Below are 25,908 nucleotides of genomic sequence, written 5' to 3'. Positions count from 1 at the left end.
CTCCAATATTGCAGATTGGAGGACTTCTCATCACAACTACCGCAAAATTAAAATTGGTTTTTCACTGAAACGTGCGACTTTCACGGTATTGGAACTTAATCCCGGCTTTCCCGGTTTTGTTGCCATCATAATGATTAAATCAACATCCTTTTCTTGTGCAATAGTATTTATTTCTTCATAAACCGTACCGTGTGCCACGATATGTTGCACTTTACGATCTGCCGGAAAGTTTTCCTGAGTAAAGTCGTGCAAACGTTTATTGGCTTCCGCCAACACATCCTTATCAAAGTTTCGAGGTAACAATGAAGAAACAAAGCTGTTTCCCAACGGTGGCACAATGCTGACAATCCGCAACACGGCATCAGGATTGCCTTCCGTCATTGCTAAGGCGGTTCTCACCGCCTTTTTTGCTCCCTCTAAATGCTCCAAATCCACAGCGATTAAAATTTTATTAAATAATTGCATCTATTTCCCCTCTGTAAATTTATGACGACGTTGATTCCACGCTAAAACAGCTAAAATCAACAATGCCGGAATAAACATCCATTCCTTATTAAACGCACCTTTCAACGGCAAAGATACATCTAAAATCACCTGATCCCAATTAAGGTTAGCTTTTGCTGCCGGCGAGTCAATTTCAACGTTATCAATTAAGATTTTCTTAATCTGCTCACCATTCACTTCAACCTGTTCATCTGTTGACAATAAAGTCAAGCCCATATTTTGTATACGTTCTTCACCGCTATCCCCTGCCGGTACTTTTAATTCAGCAAAGAATTCTATCGGTTTTCCATAAGGATTCACGCCAGAAACTTTCAGTGTCAATGGCTCACCAACCGGTGCGTGTGCCACTTCTTCAATTAAATGTTCCGGTTGAATATGACGCTGGCTTGGCGATACATATTCCATAAAGAAGCCCGGTCTGAACAACATAAAGGCAATCAACAGCAGTGCAATGGTTTCCCACCATTTATTTTTGGTCATAAACCAGCCCATTGTTGCCGCAGTAAACACCATCATTGCAATCGTTGCCACAAAGAAAATCAGCACACCGTGGAAAAGGTCGACATTCAATAATAACAAATCAGTATTGAAAATGAATAGAAACGGCAATAACGCAGTACGCATACTATAGAAGAACGCCACCATACCGGTTTTAATCGGATTACCACCGGAAACTGCAGCAGCAGCAAACGACGCCAACCCGACCGGCGGAGTGACATCCGCCATAATCCCGAAGTAAAATACAAATAAATGGATAGCGATCAATGGCACAATTAATCCATTTTGGCGACCTACTTCCAAAATAACGCCTGCCATTAATGAAGAAACTACAATATAGTTTGCCGTAGTTGGCAATCCCATACCAAGAATCAGGCTGAAACCGGCAACCAAAATCAACATCAATAGGATATTCCCCATTGATAACACCTCAATAATGCCGGATAACTGCACACCGAAACCGGTTAATGCCACTACGCCCACGATAATACCGGCAGTTGCGGTGGCAATACCGATACCGATCATATTTCTTGCGCCGGTTTCCAAACCGTTAATTAATTCTTGCCAGCCCTGTTTGAAACTTTTTACTAAATCGCCTTGTTTACGGAAATAAGCCAATAATGGACGCTGTGTTAATAAAATCACTGTTAATGCCATTGTACCCCAGAAAGCGGATAAGCCCGGTGACAAACGTTCCACCATCAAACACCAAATTAAAATGACTACAGGTAGTAAGAAATGCAGCCCAGAATTAACGGTAGGTTTAACTCTTGGTAACACCACAACTTCCTGATTCGGCTCATCAATTTCTAGATCTGGAAAAGTAGAAACACGGTATAGCAATAACATATAGATAATTGCCAACAATAAGCAAACAATGACAAAAGCAAAATCAGGCGTTACCACTTTTAACCAACCCAAACCGAAATCTACAGCAAAATAGAGCAGGCAGATAATAATGAAAGTAGATAATGCTCTTAAAACGGTAACTACCCACGGTTTTGCTACATCTTGACGTGGTAAACCCTGCAAATTCAATTTACACGCTTCCAAATGTACGATATAAACTAATGCAATGTAAGAGATTACAGCCGGCAAGAAAGCGTGGGTAATTAACTCGTTATATGGCATATTGATATATTCGATCATCAAAAATGCTGCTGCACCCATTACCGGCGGCATAATCTGTCCATTTACTGAAGAAGCCACTTCAACCGCACCAGCTTTCTCTGCTGAAAACCCAACACGTTTCATCATCGGAATTGTAAAAGTGCCGGTCGTAACCACATTGGCAATTGATGAACCAGAAATCAACCCAGTTAAACCGGAAGCCACAACCGCTGCTTTAGCCGGGCCACCACGTAAATGCCCTAAATAAGCAAAGGCAGTTTTAATAAAATAGTTACCTGCTCCGGCTTTATCTAATAATGCGCCGAACAGAACAAATAGGAACACATATTTAGTTGATACGCCAAGTGCCACCCCAAACACACCCTCAGTAGTTACCCATTGTTGATTAATAATGTGAGATAGCGTTCCAGTTCTATGGCTTATTAGCCAACTGCTCGGAAAGAATTGACCGAAATAGTTATAAAGCAGAAATACTACAGCAATCACCACTAGTGGTAATCCTAAACTACGCCGTGTGCCTTCCAGCAATAACAAAATACCGACAATACCTACAACAATATCTTGTAGGTTAGGCGCACCAAAACGAGTAACCAATTCATTGTAAAAAATTATCGGGTAAAGGCATAAAACAGCTCCTACAACAGCAAAGATCCAGTCAATCACGGGAATATGCTGCTTTGGAGAGCGTTTAAATGCCGGATAAGATAAATAAGCCAAGAAAATAGCAAATGCCAAATGGATTGAACGTGCTTTGGTGTCATCTACCACTACATTCAAATTCCAACCTAAACTTTTAATTCCCTCTTGTAACAAAAACGGCAACGGCGAAGCATAATAAATTTGAAATAATGACCAAGCAATTGCCGTCCAAATAATCACATATTTAGAGATACCATATGGATTGCGACCACCGCTATCATTTGAGGCGACCATATCCTGTAGATCTTCAATATCTACAGCTTGTTTTTTTATTGTTGAGGTCATTCAAGCTCTCCTAAAATCAAAACTCAAAACCGAAAAAAGGCAGGAAAACTTCCTGCCTTCAATAATCCAATAAATGATGAGAGGCGCTTACATCCAGCCACGCTCTTTATAATATTTCACTGCACCTTCGTGCAACGGTGCTGATAATGCATTTTTGATCATATCCTGTTCTTTCAAGTTAGCAAATGCAGGATGTAAACGTTTGAAACGATCAAAATTATCAAACACCGCTTTCACGACATCATAAACCACTTCAGGTGAAACATCGGTTGATGAAACCAAAGTTGCATAAACCCCGAAAGTATCTACCGGCTGATCAGAACCTTTATAAAGCCCACCCGGAATAACCGCTTTCGCATAATATGGATTATCAGCAACTAATTTATCAATCGCAGGACCTGTTACCGGCACTAAATGTGCATTACAAGACGCAGCAGCTTCTTTTAATGCACCGTTCGGATGACCGACGTTATAAGTGATAGCATCTAAATTATTGTCACACATTACAGAAGCCATTTCTGCCGGTTTTAACTCAGATGCAACTTTAAATACAGAATCATCCCAACCTTTTGCTTTAAGAATAACATTCATTGTAGCACGAGTACCTGATCCTGGATCACCAACATTTACACGTTTACCTTTCAAATCATCAAAACTTTTGATACCTGAATCATCACGAGCCATTACAGTAAACGGTTCTGGATGAATTGAGAATACGGCTCTTAGTTTTTCATTCTTCTTGCCTTCAAATGAACTTGTGCCGTTATAAGCGTGATATTGCCAGTCAGACTGCGCAATTCCCATATCCAATTGTTTATTGGCAATACCATTGAGGTTTGCAACAGAAGCACCGGTTGATGGTGCATTACATTTTAAACCGGTTTTTGCAGTATCACGGTTCACTAATTGACAAATAGATTGACCGACGACGTAATAAACACCGGTTTGCCCACCAGTACCGATAGTAACGAACTTATCTTCCGCTATTACGGATGCGGAAGTCATCATTAAACCGGCAACCATCCCTAATTTAAATAATTTTTTCATTGTTGTTCCTCTTTAGTAAAAAGGCGAGATATTATGTTTGCTCATTCAGGTCTTAACTGAAGACCCATAAGATATACAAGACATCTCAAAGATTTGCAATAATCAATATTAATTTTTTGTGAAAAATTGAAGAAATATCACAAATTTTTCACGATTTATTTGCTCAAAAAGTGTTATTACGTATCAAAAAGTTTTCTAATTTTTGAAAAAGATTCATCTAGTGGTGCAGAAATCCGTAACAGCTGCTGTGTTTTAGGATGTAATAACTCCAAGTTTTCTGCGTGCAGCATTAGTCGATTTACTGAAAAATAGCCGCTAAATGCCCGATTTTGATGCAAATCACCATATTGTGTATCGCCGATAATTGGATGAAAAATATGCTTTAAATGTCGACGCAACTGGTGTTTGCGTCCAGTTTGTGGTGTTAAACGTACCAAACTATAACGTGATGTGGCATAACGTCCAACCGCAACAGGAATTTCAAGCGTTGCCAAACCTTGATAATCAGTAACTGCTTCTTGTGGCGTTTTATCTTTCTGCGAAAATTTATCAGCAATTTTGTCCCATTTCAACTTTAATGGGTAATCTATTCTTTCCTGTCCTGTAAGATAGCCTCGTACAACTGCAAGATACTGTTTTTTCACCTGTTTTTGTTCAAACTGGCGACAAACCGCATTGGCGATTTCACTGTTTAACGCAAACAGCAGCACCCCGGAAGTCGGGCGATCTAAACGATGAATCGGGAATACATATTGCCCAATTTGATCACGCAACTTCTGCATCACAAACTCCGTTTCGTGTTTATCTAACCAGCTGCGATGCACCAGCATTCCTGCAGGTTTATTAACCGCGATTAATGATTGATCTCGATATAAAATTTCCAACATTTGCTGATCAGACATTAGTCAACAACACCTCAATTTTTTGAATCGGTTCTAATAATTGCGGTAAATGTGGATGCTCTTTTAATGCTTCTTCCAAATAAGGGGAAATGGCAATTACTGTTGGCAATGATGCCTGCTCTTCAATTAATGCCAATATACGCGGAATAAAAATCCATTGTAGCCATTCCGTCGCCTCCATAGTATCAAGTGCAAACGGCTGCTGACTTTCAAATGCTGAAGCCGGTGGCGGTTGTCGTTGCCATAATTGATGCTGTTGCATAATTTGTTGTAATTCAGATAAGTATTCCGCTAATAAATTTTCTTTTTTCATCACTACTCTCTTTTTTTGATTACAATAGCATTTTTTTAAAACACCATAGTATATCCATTTTGTTATTTTGTATAAGAGTGAATTTATGTTTTTAACCCAAATTAACCTTGTCGCTAAAAATCATTCTGCTTACCACATCAATGAAAGCGTAATGCTCTGCAATCAATTAATTGATGCTTGGCGTTATAATGGACAAATTATTGGTCGTGAAATCCCGATTACTTATTACTTTTCTAATGAAAATCTGCTCACATTCGAAATTAACGTGAACTGTCCAGAACAGGATTCTCTAGATTCTCGCCATAATAGTGCTTTTGTCATAGCTGCTTTAGATAAATTAGCAAAATACGGTCTTTTTTTAACAAACAAAGAGATTCAAGTAATAGATTTCAATTCTGATGAAACCTGTACTCACTTAACAAAAGATGCCGATCTGGTGCTTTACACCAATTATCTGAAAAGCAGCTCACCAATTTGCACACTTGATCAATTATTACCTGTTCCACTCTATCATTTTTGTTACAATAACGCTCAACTCGGTATGAATTGTATTCGTTGGGAAGAAGATTGGCAGGCTTGCGACCAATTGCAAATGAATGGCAATGTTCTGGTCAATGAGGCAACTTATCAAATCAGTGATTTTACCAGTCTGCTCTCACGCCAAGGCTATGCTTTACGGCAGCAGTTGGAGAGCCACTTACAACGCCCGGTTTATTACTATCTTTATCGTGTAGGTGAAAAGGATAAGCAACGAGAATTAGCTAGGCGTTGCCCTTGTTGTGGCAGAGAATGGTTGTTAACTGAGGCAATAAACCTTTTCCAATTCAAATGCGATCATTGCCGCTTAGTCTCTAATTTATCTTGGGACATACAATAATAACAAAATCAAAGGATTACATATGATAGATTATCAGGACGAAAGCCTTATAAAACTCACTTTAGGAAAAAAAACAACATACGCTACAGATTACCGCCCCTCATTACTGCAAGCTGTGCCTCGCAAACTCAACCGTGAACAGCTCGGTATCTTATCACAACAACCTTTTACACAAGGTGCTGATATTTGGACACTTTATGAAATTTCGTGGCTTAATAAAAATGGCGTGCCACAAGTAGCGATTGCTGATGTGGTGTTGGATTGCAACAGTGAAAATTTGATTGAATCAAAAAGTTTTAAACTTTATCTCAATAGTTTCAATCAAACACATTTTGACAACAAACAACAGGTCGAAACCACAATTCAACAGGATTTACAACAATGTGCCAATGGCAAAGTTAAAGTTACACTGCACGATTTGCAATATTACCAACAACAAAAGATTGCATATCTTGAAGGAATTTGCATCGATCAGCTGGATATTGTGATCGATAATTACCAATTTAATGCCGATTTATTGCAAAACTGCGTTGATGATAACAGTGAAAAAGTAGAACAAACTTTAGTCAGCCATTTACTGAAATCCAACTGTTTAATCACACAACAGCCCGATTGGGGTAGCATTCAAATTCACTATGTCGGGCGTGAGATTAATCAAGAAAAACTTTTACGCTATTTGATCTCTTTCCGCCAACATAACGAGTTTCACGAACAGTGTGTGGAGCGTATTTTTTGCGATTTAATGTATTATGCAAAACCAGAAAAATTAACGGTATACGCTCGTTATACCCGCCGTGGCGGTTTGGATATCAATCCATTTCGTTCTAATTTTGAACAAATTCCTGCCAATCTTCGTTTGGCTCGCCAATAACAACAATAAGGAGAAATATGAGTATTTATTACATTAATCCGCGTGGCAGTATGGATCAACTCTCTCATTTGGAAGTTGCTCGGTTAAAACAAGGTGCTGAAGGAGATCTTTATCCGCTTTATCGAAACTGTTCTTTGGCAGTATTGAATTCCGGTGCAATAACAGACGACAGCCGAGCTTTACTTGGTAAATATCCCGATTTTGCGATCAACCTATTGACGCGTGAACGAGGAATCGCTTTAGAATTACTCAATCCACCAGAAAGTGCATTTGTCGATGATAAAATTATTCGTAATATCCAATATCATCTGTTTGCGGTGTTACGCGATATTATCTTTGCACAAATCAATCAAGATCGCTTTCTCGGCAATCATTTAACCCAAGCCGATATTAGTGCACGTATTACCAATCAAGTGTTTTCTATCCTACGCAATGCCAAAGCGCTGCGTATCGGTGAAGATCCGAATCTGGTTGTGTGCTGGGGCGGACACTCCATTAATGAAAGCGAATACCAATATTGCCGTGCCGTTGGCTTGGAATTAGGTTATCGGGAATTAAATATTGTGACCGGTTGCGGTCCGGGCGTAATGGAAGCGCCGATGAAAGGTGCCGCTATCGGACACGCAAATCAACGTTTTAAAGACAGTCGTTTTATTGGTATTACCGAACCTTCAATTATTGCCTCTGAGCCACCAAATCCAATTGTAAATGAGTTAATCATTATGCCGGATATTGAAAAACGTTTGGAAGCATTTACTCGATTGGGACATACTTTCCTTATTTTCCCTGGTGGCCCAGGAACATTTGAAGAATTTTTATTCTTGCTCGGTATTAAATTACATCCTGACAATCGCAATCAAACAATCCCGTTGATTTTAACTGGCCCATCTTCCTGTGCAGATTATTTTGCAACTATCGACCGTTTTGTCAGCAAAGTATTAGGTGAAGAAGCACGTAAACAGTATGAAATTATCATTGATGATCCAGTTGCAGTCGCACGTTATGCAAAACAGGCAATGGATAACATTAAACAACAACGTTTTGAAAAAGGCGATGCTTACAGTTTTAATTGGATGCTAAAAATTGATCCGATACTACAAGCATCATTTGAACCAAATCATCAATCAATGGCAGCATTAAATCTCCATTTAGATCAACCATTAATGGATTTGGTTTCTAATTTAAGACGCGCATTCTCAGGGATTGTTGCCGGCAATATTAAACCTAATACTAAAGACGCAATTGCAAAATATGGTGCTTTTAAGCTACACGGTGATGCGATGGTATTGGAAAATATGGAAAATCTATTAAAAGATTTTATTGCGCAACATAGAATGAAATTGCCAAGTACGGAAGCCTATGTACCTTGCTATGAAATTGTAAAATAGGATAAAAAATCTGCACCTCTGTGTGTTGGATAATAAGTCCAACTTTTGGGGTGCAGATCATAATCTAGCCGTTTTTTTATTTGCAGAGTTCAGTTTGTAAACAAGTTAGGCGATCAAGATTAGTAATAAAATGCCCTAATTGCTGCTGTTCTGGGCGATGAATATAGGGAATTTCGCCCAACAACGGTGCATCAATCACTTCGTGTAATAATTTGATGATTTCAGCATAATGACGCAAACAAGGGTTAATACGATTTGCCACCCAACCTAATAGCGGCACACCAGAAGTAATTATAGATTGTGCTGTTAATAATGCGTGATTGACGCAGCCCTCTTTAATACCAACAACTAATACCACCGGCATTTTATGCTCTTTAACCCAACGATCAAAGGTCATCTCTTTATTAATCGGAGTAAGCCATCCATAAGTCCCTTCAACCAATACTGATTGATAACGTGAAGTTAACTTGGCAAGATCCTGATCTATTTTTTTCACGTCGATGTTATCAATTTCATTCAGTGCAGCTAATACCGGTAAACTACTTTCTGTAAAAGTATAGCTATTTATATCTTTATATGTTACCGCTTCATTTGTACTATCCAATAATGTCTTAACATCTTTATTATCTTCTGTTTGTTGTTTAAGATCATCAATACGATTTTCAGTATAAATGCTATCTTCTTCCCCACAGGCAATAGGCTTAAAACCGACAATATGAATTCCCTGTGATTGCAACGCTTGAATAATAGCGCGACTCACTACCGTTTTACCAACATTCGTATCCGTACCCGTTACAAAAAAACAACTCATTATTTATTCCTTTTATCAAAAAACCGCAGAAAATTATAATAAAGTTATTTTTTCGAAAAATTGAGCTAACACAATATTTTGTAGATTTATTTTAAGAGCTAAAAAATTTTTTAACTCTTACTATCAAATGGAGTAGAAAAATGAGAGAGTAATTCTCTGACAAAGAGATAAAAAAGAAAATCCCGGTAATCCGGGATTTTCAGCTAAGTTAATAAACAATAAATAAATTATTGTTCAATAGTTTGTTGCTGCTGACCACTTACAGAAACTTCAACACGACGGTCTGGGGCTAAGCAAGCGATTAACGCTTTACGACCTTTAACTGCGTCACAAGTGTTGCCAGTTACAGGGTTAGCTTCACCGTAACCAACTGCTTTGATTACATCTGGAGAGATTGATTTAGAAACTAAGTAGTTAGCAACTGTGTTAGCACGTTCTTGTGAAAGTTTTTGGTTATATTTGTCAGAACCGATACGGTCTGTGTAACCTGCAACTTCAACAGAAGATAAAGTACCAACTTTAGAGATTTCTTGTTGTAAATTATCTAATGATTGCGCTGCTTCAGGTTTTAAGTTTGCTTTACCGAATGCGAACAATACATCAGAGCTTAATGCGAATTTTTTGTTGATTACTTCAACAACTGGCGCAGGAGCTGCTGACTGACCGAAACGGTAAGAAAGACCTAAAGATACAGAACCAATGCTTGGGCTGTAAGATATATCATCGAACTGATCAATTTTACCTACTTTAGCAACCCATTGGTATTCTAAACGTGCTGCCAATTCAGGAAGAATTGCATATTCAACACCGGCTGCGAATACAGGAGATACTTTTAATTTGTGTTCAGACAATACTTTTTCACCGTCTTCGTGAGCAGTGTAATCAGAACGGATTAATGCTGCACCTAAACGACCGTAAACGTCTAAACCGTCAACATAAGCTACCGGATAGCTTGCTTTTAAGCTAAGATTTAAACCGTGGGCAGTGTGACGTGCACGAACACTGTCACCTTGGTGACCTTTTAATTGACCATAGAAGTCATAACCTGCTTCAACAGCGAAGTTATCAGTGATTTGGTAACCACCGAATACACCGTAAGTTACAGAGTTACGATGAACGCCAAATTTATCATCTTGGTCAAAAGTACTATAAGCATCTTGACCATAGATATTATCAAATTGTTTAACATCATTGTGGAATGATGCCCAACCAGCTTTCGCACCAGCGTAGAAAGTGTTTGCTTGAGGAGCTGCTTGTGCTACTGATACGAATGCTAATCCTGAAATTGCTAATGCGATTGCAGTCTTTTTCATTATAAAATCCTCTTGAATTTATCATCTATATTTGGATTATTTGGATCGTCATTTACTTCCAATAACAGTAAATTCAATCCAGCCCCTAAATAAATGAAATTTTCTCATTTATTTGGTGCTGTTTATTATCGCTATTGCAAAACATAAAAGCAAACTTTTCTTTAATTTTTGCATAAAAAATAAACAAATTAAGACTAATTAATCGACAATTAAACATTGTTTTTTGATTTTTTAAAAATTTTTGAGACGATCCGATGTCTAATTGCGGATAAACCTCTTCTTTATAAGATTTTGTGCTAGTATAGTTGTCTTTCAAATGCACTCACAACAATTATAGTACAAGGTTTTAATTATGGTTATCCCTTATTTAGCAAGTCATCAGCAAATTGATCCTTTAGTAAAGCAATACTTAGAACAACTCCAATATCAAGGCTTTAGCGGCGATATCGCTTATCACTATGCTGATCGGCTCTCTCTGGCGACAGATAATAGCGTTTATCAACAACTCCCTCAAGCACTGCTCTTTCCGAAAGAGATTGCAGACATTGTCCGCCTGGCCAAACTTGCACAACGCGATCAATTTAAAACCTTAAAATTCACACCGCGCGGCGGTGGCACCGGCACTAACGGACAATCATTAAACAGCACTATCATCGTTGATCTCTCTCGTCATATGAATCAAATTTTGGAACTCAATGTGAAAGAACGTTGGGTGCGTGTACAAGCAGGCGTAGTTAAGGATCAACTGAATCGTTTTTTAAAACCACACGGACTTTTCTTTTCACCAGAACTTTCAACTAGTAATCGAGCCACTCTTGGTGGAATGATTAATACCGATGCTTCAGGGCAGGGTTCATTGCAATACGGCAAAACGTCAGATCACGTGCTAAGTTTGCGTTCAGTGCTGATTAATGGGGATATTTTAGATACGGAAAGCATTGATTGCGATCAGTTTGAAGATAACATTGCTGCCGCAAATTTTTCTTCTACCGGCAAGCAAATTCACCAACAGGTAGCACAACTGTGTCGCCAATATCGTCCACAAATTCTTGCTGATTTGCCGCAGCTTAACCGTTTTATTACCGGTTATGATTTAAAACACGTCTTTAATGATGACCTATCTAAATTTAATTTAAGCCGAATTCTGACCGGCTCAGAGGGCTCACTCGCTTTTGTTTGTGAAGCCAAACTCAATTTACTGCCGATTCCTCAATATCGCACTTTGATCAATATTAAATATCGCTCCTTTGATGCAGCATTAAGGCACGCTCCGGCAATGGTTGCGGCAAAAGCGCTTTCGGTGGAAACAGTTGACTCAAAAGTCTTGAACTTAGCAAAACAGGATATTATTTGGCATTCCGTTTCTGAATTATTAAAAGAAGAAGACAATGCGCCGATCCTAGGCTTAAATATTGTTGAATATGCCGGCAACAATGAGCATTACCAGCAACAACAAGTACAACAATTATGTCAACGCTTGGATCAGGCTATCGCTACGCAACAAAATGATGTTATCGGCTATCAAGTTTGCAGTGATTTAGCCTCGATTGAAAAAATTTATGCGATGCGTAAAAAAGCAGTTGGATTATTAGGCAATGCTAAAGGGCGTGCCAAACCAATCCCATTTGTTGAAGATACTTGCGTGCCACCGGAAAATCTTGCCGATTACATCACTGAATTCAGAGCCCTTTTAGATAAACATCATCTTGAATACGGTATGTTCGGTCACGTCGATGCCGGCGTTTTACACGTTCGCCCTGCGCTCGATCTCTGTGACAGCGAACAGGTCAAATTATTTAAATCCATTTCTGACCAAGTTGCCGATCTTACTCAAAAATATGGTGGTTTAATTTGGGGGGAACACGGCAAAGGCGTGCGTGGAGAATATAGCCGTAAATTCTTCGGTGAACAGCTTTGGCAAGTTTTACAGCAGATAAAAACGCTATTTGATCCGGACAACCGCTTGAATCCGGGCAAAATTTGTAAACCGTTAAATTCAGACACTAAAATGTTTGAGGTTCTCTCCCCAATGCGTGCCGACTATGATCGCCAAATTCCGGTTAAAGTTAAAGATCAATTCCGAGGTGCAGTGAATTGTAACGGTAACGGACTTTGTTTTAATTTTGATGTTGACAGCGTAATGTGCCCTTCAATGAAGATTAGCCGCAACCGAGTATTCTCACCGAAAGGGCGTGCCGCATTAGTGCGTGAATGGTTGCGATTGTTGGCTCAAGCCGGGGTTTCCGCCGATCAACTCAATTTTGAGAAGAGTGAAATTAAATTAACTGATTTTATTGCGAAAATTCGTCATCGTTTCAGTAAAGATCATCAGGATGATTTTTCTCACGAAGTAAAAGCAGCGATGGATACCTGCTTATCTTGCAAAGCTTGTGCCAGCCAATGCCCGATTAAAATTGATGTGCTAGAATTTAAAGCGAAATTTCTACATCTCTATCATCAACGTTATATGCGTCCGCTTAAAGATTATGTGGTGGCAAATGTTGAAACTATCGCTCCGCTAATGGCGAAAGCACCAATCTTTTTTAATGCTGTTACAGCGCATCCATTCAGTCAGCATATAACTCGAAAACTGATTGGAATGGTCGATTTACCGCAACTTTCCGTGCCATCATTGCAACAACAGTTAGTCGAAATTCATTATACCGATCGCTCATTGGAGCAATTAGAACAGCTATCACAAAAACAACGTGAAAAAATGGTGTTTATTGTTCAAGACCCGTTTACCTCTTTTTATGATGCCAAAGTAGTTGCTGATTTTGTACGTTTAACAAAAAAATTAGGGTTTGAAGCGATAGTATTGCCGTTCCGTCCTAATGGAAAAGCACAGCACATTAAAGGCTTTTTAACACGATTCAGTAAAACTGCACATAAACAGTCAGAAATGCTCAATCGAGTGGCGAAATTAGGCGTGCCGTTGGTCGGGGTTGATGCCGCTGTCGTGCTTTCCTATCGTGATGAATATAAACAAATCTTAGGTGAAAAACGAGGTGATTTTAAGGTGCTAACTTCTCAAGAATGGCTTTCACAAGTTATTGAACAATTAGAAATCCATTCTGATGATCACACAGAAAAACCAACTTGGTATCTGTTCCCGCACTGTACTGAGAGTAGCTTATCGCCAAACAGTAGCAAGCAGTGGCAGGCAATTTTTGCCAAATTCGGCGAAAAGTTAGAAATTGTACAAGTGGGTTGTTGTGGTATGGCAGGAACTTATGGACACGAAACCGTCCACGAACAGACTTCCAAAGAAATTTATCAACTATCGTGGGCAAAAAAGATTCAGGATAAAGCGTGGCAATATTGTTTGGTTTCAGGCTATTCTTGCCGTAGTCAAGTGAAACGTATTGAACATCAAATAACAAAACACCCATTACAAGGATTATTGGAGATTTTAAATTAATGGCTATTTGGAAGAAGTTCTTTTCATTGCACGATTTAAATCGTATTAATCAGAATACCGCTGTCAGCCAGCTTGGCATTGAATTTACCGCTCAAGGCAATAATTGGTTGGAAGCCTCATTAACAGTGGATCAACGCCATTGTCAACCTATGGGTTTACTGCACGGCGGTATTTCTGCCGTGTTAGCAGAAACTGTCGGTTCTTTAGCCGGATTTTGTGCTTGTGATGAAGATAAAGCCGTGGTTGGCGTTGAAATTAATGCCAGCCATTTAAAAGCAATGCGGATGGGCGAGCGTATCACTGCGCGAGCTGTACCATTACGCATTGGACGAACATTACAAGTTTGGCAAATTGATATTACCAATTCACAGAAAACTCTTTGTTGTCAAAGTCGTTTAACTCTTTCTGTGATAAATCGTGACAAGAGGTAATATGCAAGCAGATAAGAGAAAAACAGGTGTACTGTTGGTCAATTTAGGTACGCCTGATGCACCGACTATACCGGCAGTAAAACGCTATTTACGCCAGTTTTTAACTGATCCTCGTATTATTGATCTGCCTCGTTGGCAGTGGTTACCACTATTAAATTTAATTATTTTGCCAAAACGTGCACCTCGAGTCGCCAAACTTTATCAACAAATTTGGCAAACAGAAGGCTCACCGCTGTTGGCAATCAGCCGCCGCCAACAGTCAGCATTGCAACAGCGCTTTCAGAACGAAAATGAAAATGTTGTAGTGGAATTGGCAATGACCTATGGTAATCCATCAATGGAAGATGCATTACAACGGCTTTACCAAAAACAGGTAAATGATATTATTTTATTACCGCTATATCCGCAATACAGCAGCACTACAACGGCTTCGGTTTTAGATACGTTTCATCAAGCATTGCGAAAACAACGGCATATTCTTCCATTTGAGATAATTTTTTCTTATCACAATCATCCGAATTACATTACTGCCCTAAGTCAATCGATTCAACCTTATTTGCAGAATGATGTTCACTTATTGTTCTCATTTCACGGCATTCCGCAGCGTTATCAGCAGTTAGGTGATTATTATGACGAACACTGCAGACAAACCGTCAATAAAGTAGTAACCAATTTAGATTTAAACTCAAATCAGTGGACAATGAGTTACCAATCACGTTTCGGTAAAGAACCTTGGTTACAACCTTATACCGATGAAACACTGACTAAATTGGCTCAGCAAGGTGTTGAAGAAATTGTGGTTATTTGTCCCGGTTTTGCTGTCGATTGCTTGGAAACATTAGAAGAAATTGCGGTGGAAAATCGTGATATTTTTCTAGCTGCTGGTGGTAAGCAATACCAATATATCCCAGCATTAAATGATAGTGAACAACACATTGAGTTGCTTTATCAATTAATTAAAGAAAAATTGCGGTAGTATCTTGAAACTATCTCAATAAAAAAGAGTTGGCAGAAAACCAACTCTTTTTATCTTTTATTTAATTTAGACAATTATTTTAAACTGCCAACCATATCTTCTGGACGTACCCACTCATCAAATTGTTCAGGAGTTACAAAGCCAAGATTAATTGCTTCTTCACGCAGAGTTGTGCCATTTTTGTGAGCAGTTTTAGCAATTTTCGCTGCTTTTTCATAACCGATATGTGTATTTAGTGCAGTCACCAGCATTAATGAATTTTCTAACTGCATCTTAATACGTGGATAGTTAGGTTCAATACCCACTGCACAATGTTCATCAAATGAAATACAAGCGTCTGCCAATAATTGCGCAGATTGTAAGAAATTGTATGCCATTACCGGTTTAAATACGTTTAATTGGAAATGCCCTTGAGAACCTGCAAATGAAATAGTCGTGTCATTACCCAATACTTGAGCACAGACCATTGTCATTGCTTCACATTGTGTTGGATTAACTTTACCCGGCATAATAGAAGAACCAGGCTCATTTTCCGGAATCAAAATTTCTCCAATGCCTGAGCGTGGGCCAGAAGCTAATAGACGAATATCATTAGCAATTTTGAAAAGTGACATTGCTAACTGTTTCAACGCACCGTGAGTTTCAACAATCGCATCGTGAGTTGCCAATGCTTCAAATTTATTTTCTGCGGTCACAAATGGTAAGCCAGTAAATTTCGCAATATATTCTGCTACCTTAACATCATAACCTTTCGGTGTATTTAAACCCGTACCTACAGCAGTACCGCCTAACGCTAATTGGCTAAGGTGAGGTAAAGTGTTTTTTAATGCTTTTAAGCCGAAACTAAGTTGAGCAGCATAAGCAGAGAACTCTTGACCTAATGTTAATGGAGTAGCATCCATCAAGTGAGTACGACCAATTTTAACAACATTTGCAAATTTAGCTGATTTTTCAGCAAAAGTTTTTTGTAAGCGTTCAACTGCCGGAATAGTCGTTTCAACAACTTTCTTGTAAGCAGCAATGTGCATTGCTGTTGGATAAGTATCATTAGAAGATTGTGATTTATTAACATCATCGTTCGGGTGAATAATACTCTTTTCACCTAATTTACCGCCGTTTAAAACGTGTGCACGATTTGCAACCACTTCATTCACATTCATATTAGATTGCGTACCAGAACCGGTTTGCCAAATTACAAGTGGGAATTGATCATCTAATTTATTAGCAAGAATCTCATCGCACGCCTGAGCAATTAAATCTCTTTTTTCTACCGGTAATACCCCTAAATCATAGTTGGCATATGCTGCTGCTTTTTTCAAATAACCAAAAGCTTCTATAATTTCGTGAGGCATTGAAGCAGCCGGCCCGATTTTAAAGTTATTGCGTGAACGTTCAGTTTGTGCTGCCCAATATTTATCTGCCGGCACTTTCACTTCGCCCATCGTATCGTGTTCAATTCTAAATTCCATAATGTTTACCTCTAGATAAATAATTAAATGTTAAAAAATTGGTCTAATTTTAACACCCAAGAGGTATAAATTGAATTTATCTATTAATCAAATTTTTCGTTTTATGACACAGATCATAAAATTTAAAATGTCTTCTACTGCAAATGAATGTTTTTTCTACATTTGTTATGTATGCTAAAACAATATCAACAATAGACGTTTAGACTTTTTACTTTCTAGATGTATAGATGGCTAAAATTTCTTGACAATCATTCTATCGACCGCTAATTTATTAACCCTCTCATAATAATAATTAGCTGTTTTAGGTATTGATATGTCAGCACAACAACTTACTTTATTCACTGATGCTCCCCTTGCGCTTACTTTAGGCGGATCACTACAGAATATTACAGTTTGTTATCAAACTTACGGTAAGTTAAACGCACAAAAAAATAATGCGGTTTTGATCTGCCACGCATTAACAGGTGATGCAGAACCCTATTTTGAAGATGAAAAACAGAAAGGCTGGTGGCAAGAATTTATTGGCCCCAATCGTGCTTTGGATATTGATAAATATTTCCTTATCTGTTCTAATGTTCTAGGTGGTTGCAAAGGAACTACCGGCCCAATGAGCATCAATCCGGCGACTAATTTGCCCTACGGTGGTGATTTCCCGCAAATTACGGTACAAGATATTGTTCAACTACAAAAAGCATTGCTCGATCAACTAGAGATTTCTCATCTGCACGCTGTCATTGGTGGGTCATTCGGTGGTATGCAAGCCACACAATGGGCAATCAATTATCCCGACTTTATGGATTATGTGATTAATCTTTGTTCTTCCCTTTATATGAGTGCCGAAGCAATCGGTTTTAATCACGTAATGCGCCAAGCAATTATTCAAGATCCAAATTACAATCAAGGTCACTATTATCAGGGTAAACACCCTGATCAAGGTTTATCCACCGCAAGAATGTTGGGAATGCTCACCTATCGCACCCATACACAATTGACGAAAGCGTTCGGCAGAGCCATAAAACAGAAAAATGATCTGCTCGGCGATTATTTCCAAGTGGAATCCTATCTAAGTTATCAGGGGAAAAAATTTCTCGGACGTTTCGATGCTAATAGTTATATCCAATTAACACGTGCTTTGGATCTCTATGATCCCTCTATCGGTTATGAGAATATCTCCGCCGCATTATCGCGGATTAAAGCGCAATATACACTGATCGCCGTAACGACCGACCAACTCTTCAAGCTGTTTGATTTACAGAAAAGTCGGCAATTATTACAAAACGCCGGCGTTAATCTGCATTATGATGAAATTGGGTCTGATTTTGGACACGATGCTTTTTTGGTGGACTATGAATTTTTTGCACCAAGAATTCGTTATGGATTAGGGGAAATCGTAGAGTAGTGAGATCTCCCCTACCTTTAGCTAAAACTACCTGTTCATTACTCTTCCAATATAACTTTAGCAATGTATCCTAACTGACGATATTGTTGAGCATAATCAATACCATAACCGACAACAAATTCATCGGGAATACTAAAGCCAATCCAATCAACAGGAACTTCCACTTCACGGCGTGACGGTTTATCTAGCAATGTGCAAATATGTAGTGATTTTGGTTCTCTCAAAGATAAAATTTGTCTTACTTTATCCAAGGTATAACCGGTATCAATAATATCTTCCACAATCAAAACGTCTTTGCCTCTGATTTCGCCTTCCAAATCTTTTACGATTTTGACATCGTGATTAGTGATCATACCGCTTCCATAACTAGACGCTACCATAAAGTCTACTTCTAACGGTATATCAATTGTACGAACGAGATCCGCCATAAACATAAATGACCCCCGTAACAACCCCACCACATAAATACCTTCACTTCTATTATGCTGGTAGTAACGGCTTATTTCTTTACCTAACTCTTCAATTCTTGATGTCACATTTTGTTTGGTGATTAATGTTTCCAAGTGGTGTTTTTTCATTCGACTATAACTCCCTAGTAGATACCTTTTTGGTGATAATACACTCAATTTACAAAAATTAAAAAATATTCCAAAAAAATCTTTCAATTTATGTAGCATACATATTGCATAAATACAATTATTACAATAATATTACTTGCGCTTATTGATAACCTTACTCTATTGAAATAAAAGTGATGAAACACTTAATCATCTATACACATCCTAACGAAAACAGCTTCAATCACGCCATTCTAGAAGAAGTGGTTCAAACTTCTAAAGAAATGGGAATGGATGTAGTCATCCGAGATCTTTATCAACTTAAATTTAATCCTATTCTAACATGGAATGAGTTTGAACAGATTAATAAAGGTAATATTCCTGTTGATATAAAATTGGAACAACAATTTATTGATGAAGCGGATCTTATTACCCTCATTTATCCACTTTGGTGGATGGGCTTCCCGGCTATGTTAAAAGGGTATCTTGATCGTGTTCTCAGTCACGGATTTGCATATCAAACAGATGATAACGGCAGTAGAGGGTTATTAAATGATAAAAAAATGTTACAATTTGTAACATTTGGGAATAACATATACGAATATCAGCAAAAGGGATTTATGCAGGCATTTGATCACACACTGGTGAACGGTCTTTTCAATTATTGTGGTATTACGGATATTCATTCTCATTTTTTCGGCGACATTCATATTATTGATGATAAATTACGCAAACAAATTTTAGAAAATGTAAAAAAAGTGTTGCGCAAACAAAAATAGACATATATTTTAATACAACATCTTTATAACTTTTGTTACAAATACTTATTGCTAGGTATTTATATTGCTTTACATAATTTATTATCATTAATTGTAAATTATTTGGCAATTTTAAGTAAACTTGATCAAAATATAATTTGACAAGTTATTATTGCAAGGTTTATTGTTTTACTCTATATTATTGCCCGAGGTAACTTATGATGAATAAATTGTTATCTGATACTGATAGCGTATTAAAAATTTATGCAGAAGATTTCCCTAATATGCCATTAGATCAAGTCGTTCTTGTACGTTTATTATTCAATGTGAATAGTAATTATCTTGAACATCGCAACCATTTCCTTAAAGAGGTGGGACTAAATCATACGCTTTTTGAAGCGTTGATCGTAACTTATTTGCAACCTAACCACGAAATTCAACCTTCACATCTTAGTGAAATCTTAGGTTCATCACGCACTAATGCAACTCGCATTTCCGATGAGCTTGTCGATAAAGGGTTAATTGATCGTATTAGCGTGCCGGAAGATAGACGTTGTTTCAGTTTACGTATTAATGAGAAAGGCTTGAAATTCTTGCAAGATATTTTACCTCATCAATGGGAATTAATGGGTTCTATCTTCAGTGTACTCACTGACAAAGAGAATCAAACTCTGCGTAAATTATTGCTTAAACTATCAAAACGTTTAGATGAGTATCATCCTCATAGAACGTAGTTTTTACTTTAAGGTTTTTATATGTCAGAGATGTCCGAACAAGAAAAAAAGAATACTGTTCGTAATAACATTAGAAGGAAACGTCTAGTTTCCTTCTTTATTTTATTACTTATAATTTCCGTAGCCTGTTTTCTCTACTGGTTATTTTTTGTTAAAGATTTTACTGAAACCGATGATGCCTATGTGGCGGGCAATATCATTCAAGTTTCATCTCAAGTTTCCGGCAGTGTTGCCAAAGTAAATTTTGAAAGCACTGATTTAGTCAATAAAGGTGATGTTTTAGTTGAGCTTGATAATAGTGATGCTAAATTAGCACTTTCTCAAGCTAAACATACTTTGGCTGATACTATTCGTAAAACCACGCAACTCACTTTTACGGAAAAACAATTAACTTCTCTGCTTGACGCGAAACAAATTGCATTAAAACAAGCCGAACAGGATCTTTCTCGCCGTCAAGGTTTGAATAAAACCGGTGCAGTATCCAAAGAAGATTATCAACACGCAGTTGATGCGGTAACAATAGCGAAAAGCGATTTGAATGCGACATATGAACAGTTAAATGCCACTAAAGCCTTATTGCTAAATACACCTATTGCCGAACAACCTGCCGTGATTCAAGCAGCTGACAATGTTCGTCAAGCGTGGTTAAATTTACAGCGCACTAAAGTAATCAGTCCGGCTACTGGTTATATTGCTAAACGCAGTGTACAGGTGGGTGAAAGTATTAAAGCAGGTTCGCCATTGCTTGCCGTAGTGCCACTTAATCAGATCTGGTTAGATGCCAACTTTAAAGAAACCCAATTAAAAAATATCCGAATAGGTCAGCCGGTTAATATCGTTTTTGATTTATATGGTGATGACATTGAATTTGACGGTACAGTAACTGGTATTGATGCTGGAACAGGTAGTGCTTTTTCACTTTTGCCGGCACAAAATGCAACCGGAAACTGGATTAAAGTAGTTCAACGTCTGCCAGTCAGAATCACCCTTAATCCGGAACAGATCCAGAAATATCCATTACGCATAGGACTCTCAGCAACAGCAGAAGTCAATACTTCAAATCAAGATGGAGAGGTGCTACCGAATAAGGTTCGTAATCAACCTCTTTATCAAACTGATACTGTACATTATGATTTAGCGCCGATTGATCAAGAAATTATGGAAATTATCCAACAGAATAGTCATTAATTGGGAGTGTCAGAATGAATCAAACACCAATTAAAGGCGGTGCATTAGTTATGATGACCTTAGGACTTGCATTAGCCACTTTTATGCAAGTCCTTGATTCAACTATCGCTAATGTTGCTATTCCTACTATCGCTGGCGATCTGGGAGCTTCAAGTACACAGGGAACTTGGGTAATCACCTCTTTTGGTGTTGCAAATGCAATTGCAATTCCTATTACCGGTTGGCTAGCTCGGCGTTTCGGTGAAGTAAAACTATTTTTGGTTTCAGTGCTGATCTTTGTTATTGCCTCTTGGTTATGCGGTATTTCACATTCACTGAATATGTTGATTGCTTGCCGTATCATTCAAGGATTGGCTGCCGGTCCGATTGTACCGCTCTCACAAAGTTTATTGCTGAATAATTATCCGCCGCAACGTCGTGCTATGGCATTGGCTTTCTGGTCGATGACGGTGGTCGTTGCGCCAATTTGCGGACCGATTCTTGGCGGTTGGTTAAGTGATGATTTCCATTGGGGTTGGATCTTTTTTATCAATATTCCAGTTGGAATTTTAGTTATTTTATTCACACAAATTACATTAAGAGATCGTGAAACTAAAACCTACAAGCAACCGATTGACAGTATCGGTTTAATTCTGCTTATTTTCGGTGTAGGAGCCTTACAATTAATGTTGGATCGTGGACGTGAAGAAGATTGGTTCAATTCAACTGAAATTGTTGTATTAGCAATTATTGCTGCCATTGGTTTAATCACCTTAATCATTTGGGAATTGGGTGAAAAACATCCTATTGTTGATATTGCGCTGTTTCAGAAACGCAATTTCACTGTCGGTTGCCTTTGTACCTCTCTAGCATTCCTAATTTATTTAGGTTCTGTTGTTTTAATTCCGCTGTTATTACAGCAGGTATATGGTTATACAGCAACGTGGGCAGGTCTTGCGACTGCACCAATTGGCTTATTTCCGCTGTTACTCTCCCCCATTATCGGACGTTTCGGACATAAAGTAGATATGCGTTTATTAGTGACTGTCAGTTTCTTCGTGTATGCATTGACATTCCACTGGCGCGCAGTCACTTTTGAGCCGGAAATGGATTTTGCTGCCGTAGCACTGCCGCAATTTATCCAAGGGATTGCTGTAGCCTGTTTCTTTATGCCTTTAACCACTATTACCCTTTCAGGATTAAAACCGGAAGAAACGGCTTCTGCTTCAAGTTTATTCAACTTTTTGCGAACCTTAGCCGGTTCTGTCGGCACATCCTTAACCACATTTATGTGGTATAACCGTGAAGCCCTACATCACGGTGAAATGGTAGAAAATATTACCCCCTATAATCCGGCATCACAGCAATATTTCCAAGCAATGGCAGAAAAAGGGCTGAATGAAACGCAAACTGCCGCTTCTCTTGCTAATCAAATCACACAACAGGGGCTAATTATTGGTGCAAACGAAATATTCTATGTTTCAGCTATTGCATTTATGTTGCTTTTTGTCATTATTTGGTTAGCAAAACCACCTTTCGGTACAAAACATTAACCATAATAAACGGTGTGTCACCTAATTCCGCCACACCGTTTTTTTGATGATAATAAGCAACATACCTATCAACATTTTTAATCAAGCTATTGGCTAAGTTATTGAAAATTTTACCGCCGGAGAAAAACGAATATTAATAGCTTAGAATTCCGTTATTGCCGCTTAGAGCGTCTTTGCACTGAGCATCATTTGGATATGATATTTACTCTTTTTATGATCATGAAAGTTTAGCATTACAATGGATCTACTTGCCAATGAATGCCTTGCCAGATAAAGAGTGTTCGATAATTTTTACAGAAAAATCAGCAATCTGACGATCTCTATTATTTAGCAATCATTGATAAAGGAAGAAATCGCAATACGGCTTGGTTTTCAATGCTGCCACAGGAGTGGTTACAGATGAAGCCGAAATTTGAGCGTTGGCTAGCCAAAGAAAATTTTGATGATAATGGAAAACAGAAAACTTCTTTGAATGACTAAAAAAGATGGGAAAATTCCATCTTTTTCAATATGTTGTATTATTTTTCGGCAATAATCACCGCACGTTTCGGTGCCGGATAACCTTCAATTGTTTTGCTATGATCAGACGCATCGAGAAAATCAATCAAACTTTCATTTTCTAACCATTCCGTCTTGCGCTGCTCCTGTAATGAGGTGACCGCCACATCAACGCAGCGTGCATTTTTAAAACCAGTTTTATTCAACCAATTTAACAGTGCCTCCACCGATGGAATAAAATAGACATTTTTCATTTTTGCATAACGATCCCCCGGAACAAGCACACTATTCTTATCACCATCAACAACTAGCGTTTCCAGCACTAACTCACCTCCTTTCCGCAATTGTGCTTTCAATTGAGAAAGATGATCCAATGGTGATTTACGGTGATAAAGTACCCCCATTGAAAATACGGTATCAAATACATTTAACGGTTGCATCTGCTCGATTCCTAACGGAATCAAATGTGCGCGGCGATCATTATTCAGCAACTTTCTTACTGCTTCAAACTGGCACAGAAATAGCTCCGTTGGATCTATACCAACAACAAGATTAGCACCTTCACCCACCATTCTCCACATATGATAACCACTACCACACCCTACATCCAAAACCAAACGATCTTTTAATGGTGAAATATGCGGTAAAAGACGATTCCATTTAAAATCGGAACGCCATTCACAATCAATATATACTCCATAGAGATGAAAAGGACCTTTGCGCCACGGCATTAACTGTTTTAAATGATAAATCATTCGTTGCCGTTCACCTTCGGATAATGGTATGTCCAATTCCGCAGACACACTATGTTGCAACTCAATCCGAGCAGATTGTCGTTCCGGCAAAAATTCAATTACTTTGACCCACTTCTCATACTCGCCGTGAGCATTTGATTGCCATTGTTTTAATTGTGCCGGCAAGGTCTCCAACCAAGCAGACAACTCACTTGTCGCTATCTGCCGGTAAAAAGGACGGAAATCAATCATAAACAGATAAAATATTCCTTAACGAATCACTTCTAAGCCATTCATATAAGGGCGTAGCACTTCCGGCACTATAATAGAGCCGTCAGCTTGTTGATAATTTTCCAAAACAGCAACTAATGTACGTCCAACAGCCAAACCTGAACCATTCAATGTATGAACTAAACGAGGTTTCTTCTCACCCTTAACACGATAACGTGCTGACATACGACGAGCTTGGAAATCCCACATATTTGAACAAGATGAAATTTCACGATAAGTATTTTGTGCTGGCACCCATACTTCCAAATCATAAGTTTTGCAAGAACCGAAGCCCATATCACCAGTACAAAGCAATACTTTACGATAAGGTAATCCTAGTAACTGCAACACTTTTTCAGCGTGTCCGGTCAATTCTTCCAATGCATCCATTGATTTTTCAGGCTCTACAATCTGAACTAATTCTACTTTATCAAATTGATGCATACGAATTAAACCACGAGTATCACGTCCATAAGAACCAGCTTCGGAACGGAAACAAGGTGTATGGGCTGTCATTTTAAGTGGTAAATCTTCCACATCAATAATTTCTCCACGAACAGTATTGGTAACCGGCACTTCTGCTGTCGGAATTAATGCATAAGGCTGTTCGCCTTCCAATGGTTTGGTATGGAATAGGTCTTCACCGAATTTAGGCAATTGACCTGTACCGTAAAGTGTTTCGTGATTAACTAAATAAGGCACATACATTTCCAAATAACCGTGCTGTTCAGTATGCAAATCCAACATAAATTGTGTCAATGCACGATGCAAACGTGCTATTTTACCTTTTAACACAACAAATCTTGCACCTGTCAATTTTACAGCTGTCGGAAAATCGATACCGCCACTTAATTCACCTAAATCTACGTGATCACGAATTGGGAAATCATACTGCTTAGGCTCTCCCCAACGAGAAACCTCTAGATTTTCACTATCATCTTTGCCTAACGGCACTTCCTCTGCCGGAATATTCGGAATCGACAATGCAATTTGGCGCAACTCTTCCAACACGTGATCCAATGCGATTTTAGCCTGATCTAATTCAGTTCCCATATTATCCATTTCGGCTAATAGCGGTTGAATATCTTCACCTCTAGCTTTAGCCGCACCGACTGCTTTAGAGCGAGAGTTACGTTCAGCTTGTAAAGTTTCAGTTTTCACTTGTAATTGTTTGCGCTGTTCTTCTAACTGCTCAATTTTTTGAACATCTAAAACAAAATTTCGTTTTGTTAATAATTTTTCAGCAGTTGCTGCCAAATCATTACGCAATAAATTCGGATCAATCATTCTCTTTTCCTTTTT

General features: G+C 38.4%; 22 protein-coding genes. 11 read left to right on the top strand and 11 right to left on the bottom strand.

What is annotated here, in order from left to right; translation table 11 throughout:
- Positions 1 to 36: 36 nt before the first annotated feature.
- From ACXPAV_RS04300 to ACXPAV_RS04280, 5 genes are all read right to left on the bottom strand, one after another.
- Complete coding sequence (locus ACXPAV_RS04300; RefSeq protein ID WP_039140935.1) at positions 37 to 465, bottom strand: universal stress protein; 429 nt, start codon at positions 463 to 465, stop codon at positions 37 to 39.
- Positions 466 to 3,117 (bottom strand): TRAP transporter permease, encoded by a 2,652-nt coding sequence (locus tag ACXPAV_RS04295; RefSeq protein ID WP_458004167.1) that lies wholly within the window; start codon positions 3,115 to 3,117, stop codon positions 466 to 468.
- 87 nt (positions 3,118 to 3,204) lie between these two features.
- A complete protein-coding gene (locus ACXPAV_RS04290; protein WP_458004166.1) occupies positions 3,205 to 4,164 on the bottom strand; it encodes a TAXI family TRAP transporter solute-binding subunit in 960 nt (319 codons plus the stop codon).
- A 176-nt stretch (positions 4,165 to 4,340) separates the two neighbouring features.
- Positions 4,341 to 5,066 (bottom strand): tRNA pseudouridine(65) synthase TruC, encoded by a 726-nt coding sequence (truC, locus tag ACXPAV_RS04285; protein ID WP_458004165.1) that lies wholly within the window; start codon positions 5,064 to 5,066, stop codon positions 4,341 to 4,343.
- The gene (locus tag ACXPAV_RS04280) at positions 5,059 to 5,379 is read right to left on the bottom strand and encodes a YqcC family protein (protein WP_458004164.1); all 321 of its coding nucleotides are present in this window, start codon (positions 5,377 to 5,379) and stop codon (positions 5,059 to 5,061) included. Before ACXPAV_RS04280 ends, truC begins: the two co-directional genes overlap by 8 nt.
- Positions 5,380 to 5,464: 85 nt before the next feature.
- On the opposite strand from ACXPAV_RS04280, the gene ACXPAV_RS04275 reads away from it, so the two are divergent.
- Genes ACXPAV_RS04275 through ppnN form a run of 3 tightly spaced genes read left to right on the top strand, consistent with a single transcriptional unit; the run spans position 5,465 to position 8,515 of the window.
- On the top strand, positions 5,465 to 6,256 hold the full coding sequence (locus tag ACXPAV_RS04275) for a Zn-ribbon-containing protein (protein WP_458004163.1): 792 nt from the start codon (positions 5,465 to 5,467) through the stop codon (positions 6,254 to 6,256).
- Positions 6,257 to 6,281: 25 nt separating this feature from the next.
- Complete coding sequence (gene queF / locus ACXPAV_RS04270; RefSeq protein ID WP_458004392.1) at positions 6,282 to 7,127, top strand: NADPH-dependent 7-cyano-7-deazaguanine reductase QueF; 846 nt, start codon at positions 6,282 to 6,284, stop codon at positions 7,125 to 7,127.
- A 17-nt stretch (positions 7,128 to 7,144) separates the two neighbouring features.
- Positions 7,145 to 8,515 (top strand): nucleotide 5'-monophosphate nucleosidase PpnN, encoded by a 1,371-nt coding sequence (gene ppnN, locus ACXPAV_RS04265; RefSeq protein WP_458004162.1) that lies wholly within the window; start codon positions 7,145 to 7,147, stop codon positions 8,513 to 8,515.
- Between the two features lie 76 nt (positions 8,516 to 8,591).
- Here the strand turns inward: ppnN and bioD are convergent, their stop codons facing one another.
- Positions 8,592 to 9,326 (bottom strand): dethiobiotin synthase, encoded by a 735-nt coding sequence (bioD, locus tag ACXPAV_RS04260; protein ID WP_039136596.1) that lies wholly within the window; start codon positions 9,324 to 9,326, stop codon positions 8,592 to 8,594.
- A gap of 227 nt (positions 9,327 to 9,553) precedes the next feature.
- The gene (gene ompA, locus ACXPAV_RS04255) at positions 9,554 to 10,639 is read right to left on the bottom strand and encodes a porin OmpA (RefSeq protein WP_458004161.1); all 1,086 of its coding nucleotides are present in this window, start codon (positions 10,637 to 10,639) and stop codon (positions 9,554 to 9,556) included.
- 352 nt (positions 10,640 to 10,991) lie between these two features.
- On the opposite strand from ompA, the gene ydiJ reads away from it, so the two are divergent.
- The 3 genes from ydiJ to hemH are packed head-to-tail and all read left to right on the top strand — an operon-like array spanning position 10,992 to position 15,467.
- Complete coding sequence (gene ydiJ / locus ACXPAV_RS04250) at positions 10,992 to 14,060, top strand: D-2-hydroxyglutarate dehydrogenase YdiJ (protein WP_458004160.1); 3,069 nt, start codon at positions 10,992 to 10,994, stop codon at positions 14,058 to 14,060.
- Complete coding sequence (locus tag ACXPAV_RS04245) at positions 14,060 to 14,491, top strand: PaaI family thioesterase (protein WP_458004159.1); 432 nt, start codon at positions 14,060 to 14,062, stop codon at positions 14,489 to 14,491. The genes ydiJ and ACXPAV_RS04245 overlap by 1 nt, the downstream gene beginning before the upstream one ends.
- Before the next feature lies 1 nt (position 14,492).
- A complete protein-coding gene (gene hemH, locus ACXPAV_RS04240) occupies positions 14,493 to 15,467 on the top strand; it encodes a ferrochelatase (RefSeq protein WP_458004158.1) in 975 nt (324 codons plus the stop codon).
- A gap of 74 nt (positions 15,468 to 15,541) precedes the next feature.
- On the opposite strand, the gene fumC is transcribed toward hemH, so the two are convergent.
- Entirely contained in the window at positions 15,542 to 16,936 is a 1,395-nt protein-coding gene (fumC, locus tag ACXPAV_RS04235; RefSeq protein WP_458004157.1) for a class II fumarate hydratase, read from the bottom strand.
- Between the two features lie 313 nt (positions 16,937 to 17,249).
- Here fumC and metX point away from each other — a divergent pair, with 313 nt between their 5' ends.
- Positions 17,250 to 18,335, top strand: coding sequence for a homoserine O-acetyltransferase MetX (gene metX, locus ACXPAV_RS04230; protein ID WP_458004156.1), 1,086 nt, complete (start codon positions 17,250 to 17,252; stop codon positions 18,333 to 18,335).
- A gap of 38 nt (positions 18,336 to 18,373) precedes the next feature.
- Here metX and hpt read toward each other — a convergent pair whose 3' ends face one another.
- Positions 18,374 to 18,913, bottom strand: coding sequence for a hypoxanthine phosphoribosyltransferase (gene hpt, locus ACXPAV_RS04225; protein WP_039145805.1), 540 nt, complete (start codon positions 18,911 to 18,913; stop codon positions 18,374 to 18,376).
- A 176-nt stretch (positions 18,914 to 19,089) separates the two neighbouring features.
- Between hpt and ACXPAV_RS04220 the strand changes: the two genes are divergently transcribed.
- The 4 genes from ACXPAV_RS04220 to ACXPAV_RS04205 all read left to right on the top strand — a co-directional run bounded on the left by ACXPAV_RS04220 (position 19,090) and on the right by ACXPAV_RS04205 (position 23,104).
- Complete coding sequence (locus ACXPAV_RS04220; RefSeq protein WP_458004391.1) at positions 19,090 to 19,671, top strand: NAD(P)H-dependent oxidoreductase; 582 nt, start codon at positions 19,090 to 19,092, stop codon at positions 19,669 to 19,671.
- Between the two features lie 197 nt (positions 19,672 to 19,868).
- The gene (mprA, locus tag ACXPAV_RS04215; protein WP_231924180.1) at positions 19,869 to 20,384 is read left to right on the top strand and encodes a transcriptional repressor MprA; all 516 of its coding nucleotides are present in this window, start codon (positions 19,869 to 19,871) and stop codon (positions 20,382 to 20,384) included.
- A gap of 21 nt (positions 20,385 to 20,405) precedes the next feature.
- Positions 20,406 to 21,572, top strand: a complete 1,167-nt coding sequence (locus ACXPAV_RS04210; protein WP_458004155.1) for an EmrA/EmrK family multidrug efflux transporter periplasmic adaptor subunit — start codon at positions 20,406 to 20,408, stop codon at positions 21,570 to 21,572.
- Between the two features lie 14 nt (positions 21,573 to 21,586).
- Complete coding sequence (locus ACXPAV_RS04205; RefSeq protein ID WP_458004154.1) at positions 21,587 to 23,104, top strand: DHA2 family efflux MFS transporter permease subunit; 1,518 nt, start codon at positions 21,587 to 21,589, stop codon at positions 23,102 to 23,104.
- 518 nt (positions 23,105 to 23,622) lie between these two features.
- Here ACXPAV_RS04205 and cmoB read toward each other — a convergent pair.
- Together cmoB and serS are read right to left on the bottom strand one after the other, a co-directional pair.
- Positions 23,623 to 24,588, bottom strand: coding sequence for a tRNA 5-methoxyuridine(34)/uridine 5-oxyacetic acid(34) synthase CmoB (gene cmoB, locus ACXPAV_RS04200; RefSeq protein ID WP_458004153.1), 966 nt, complete (start codon positions 24,586 to 24,588; stop codon positions 23,623 to 23,625).
- Positions 24,589 to 24,606: 18 nt separating this feature from the next.
- Complete coding sequence (serS, locus tag ACXPAV_RS04195; protein ID WP_039136624.1) at positions 24,607 to 25,893, bottom strand: serine--tRNA ligase; 1,287 nt, start codon at positions 25,891 to 25,893, stop codon at positions 24,607 to 24,609.
- Positions 25,894 to 25,908 lie beyond the last annotated feature (15 nt).

The sequence above is a fragment of the Gallibacterium sp. ZY190522 genome (assembly GCF_054166015.1).
The sequence above is the reverse complement of the archived record's forward strand: the minus strand, read 5'-3'. Positions and strand labels throughout refer to the sequence as shown.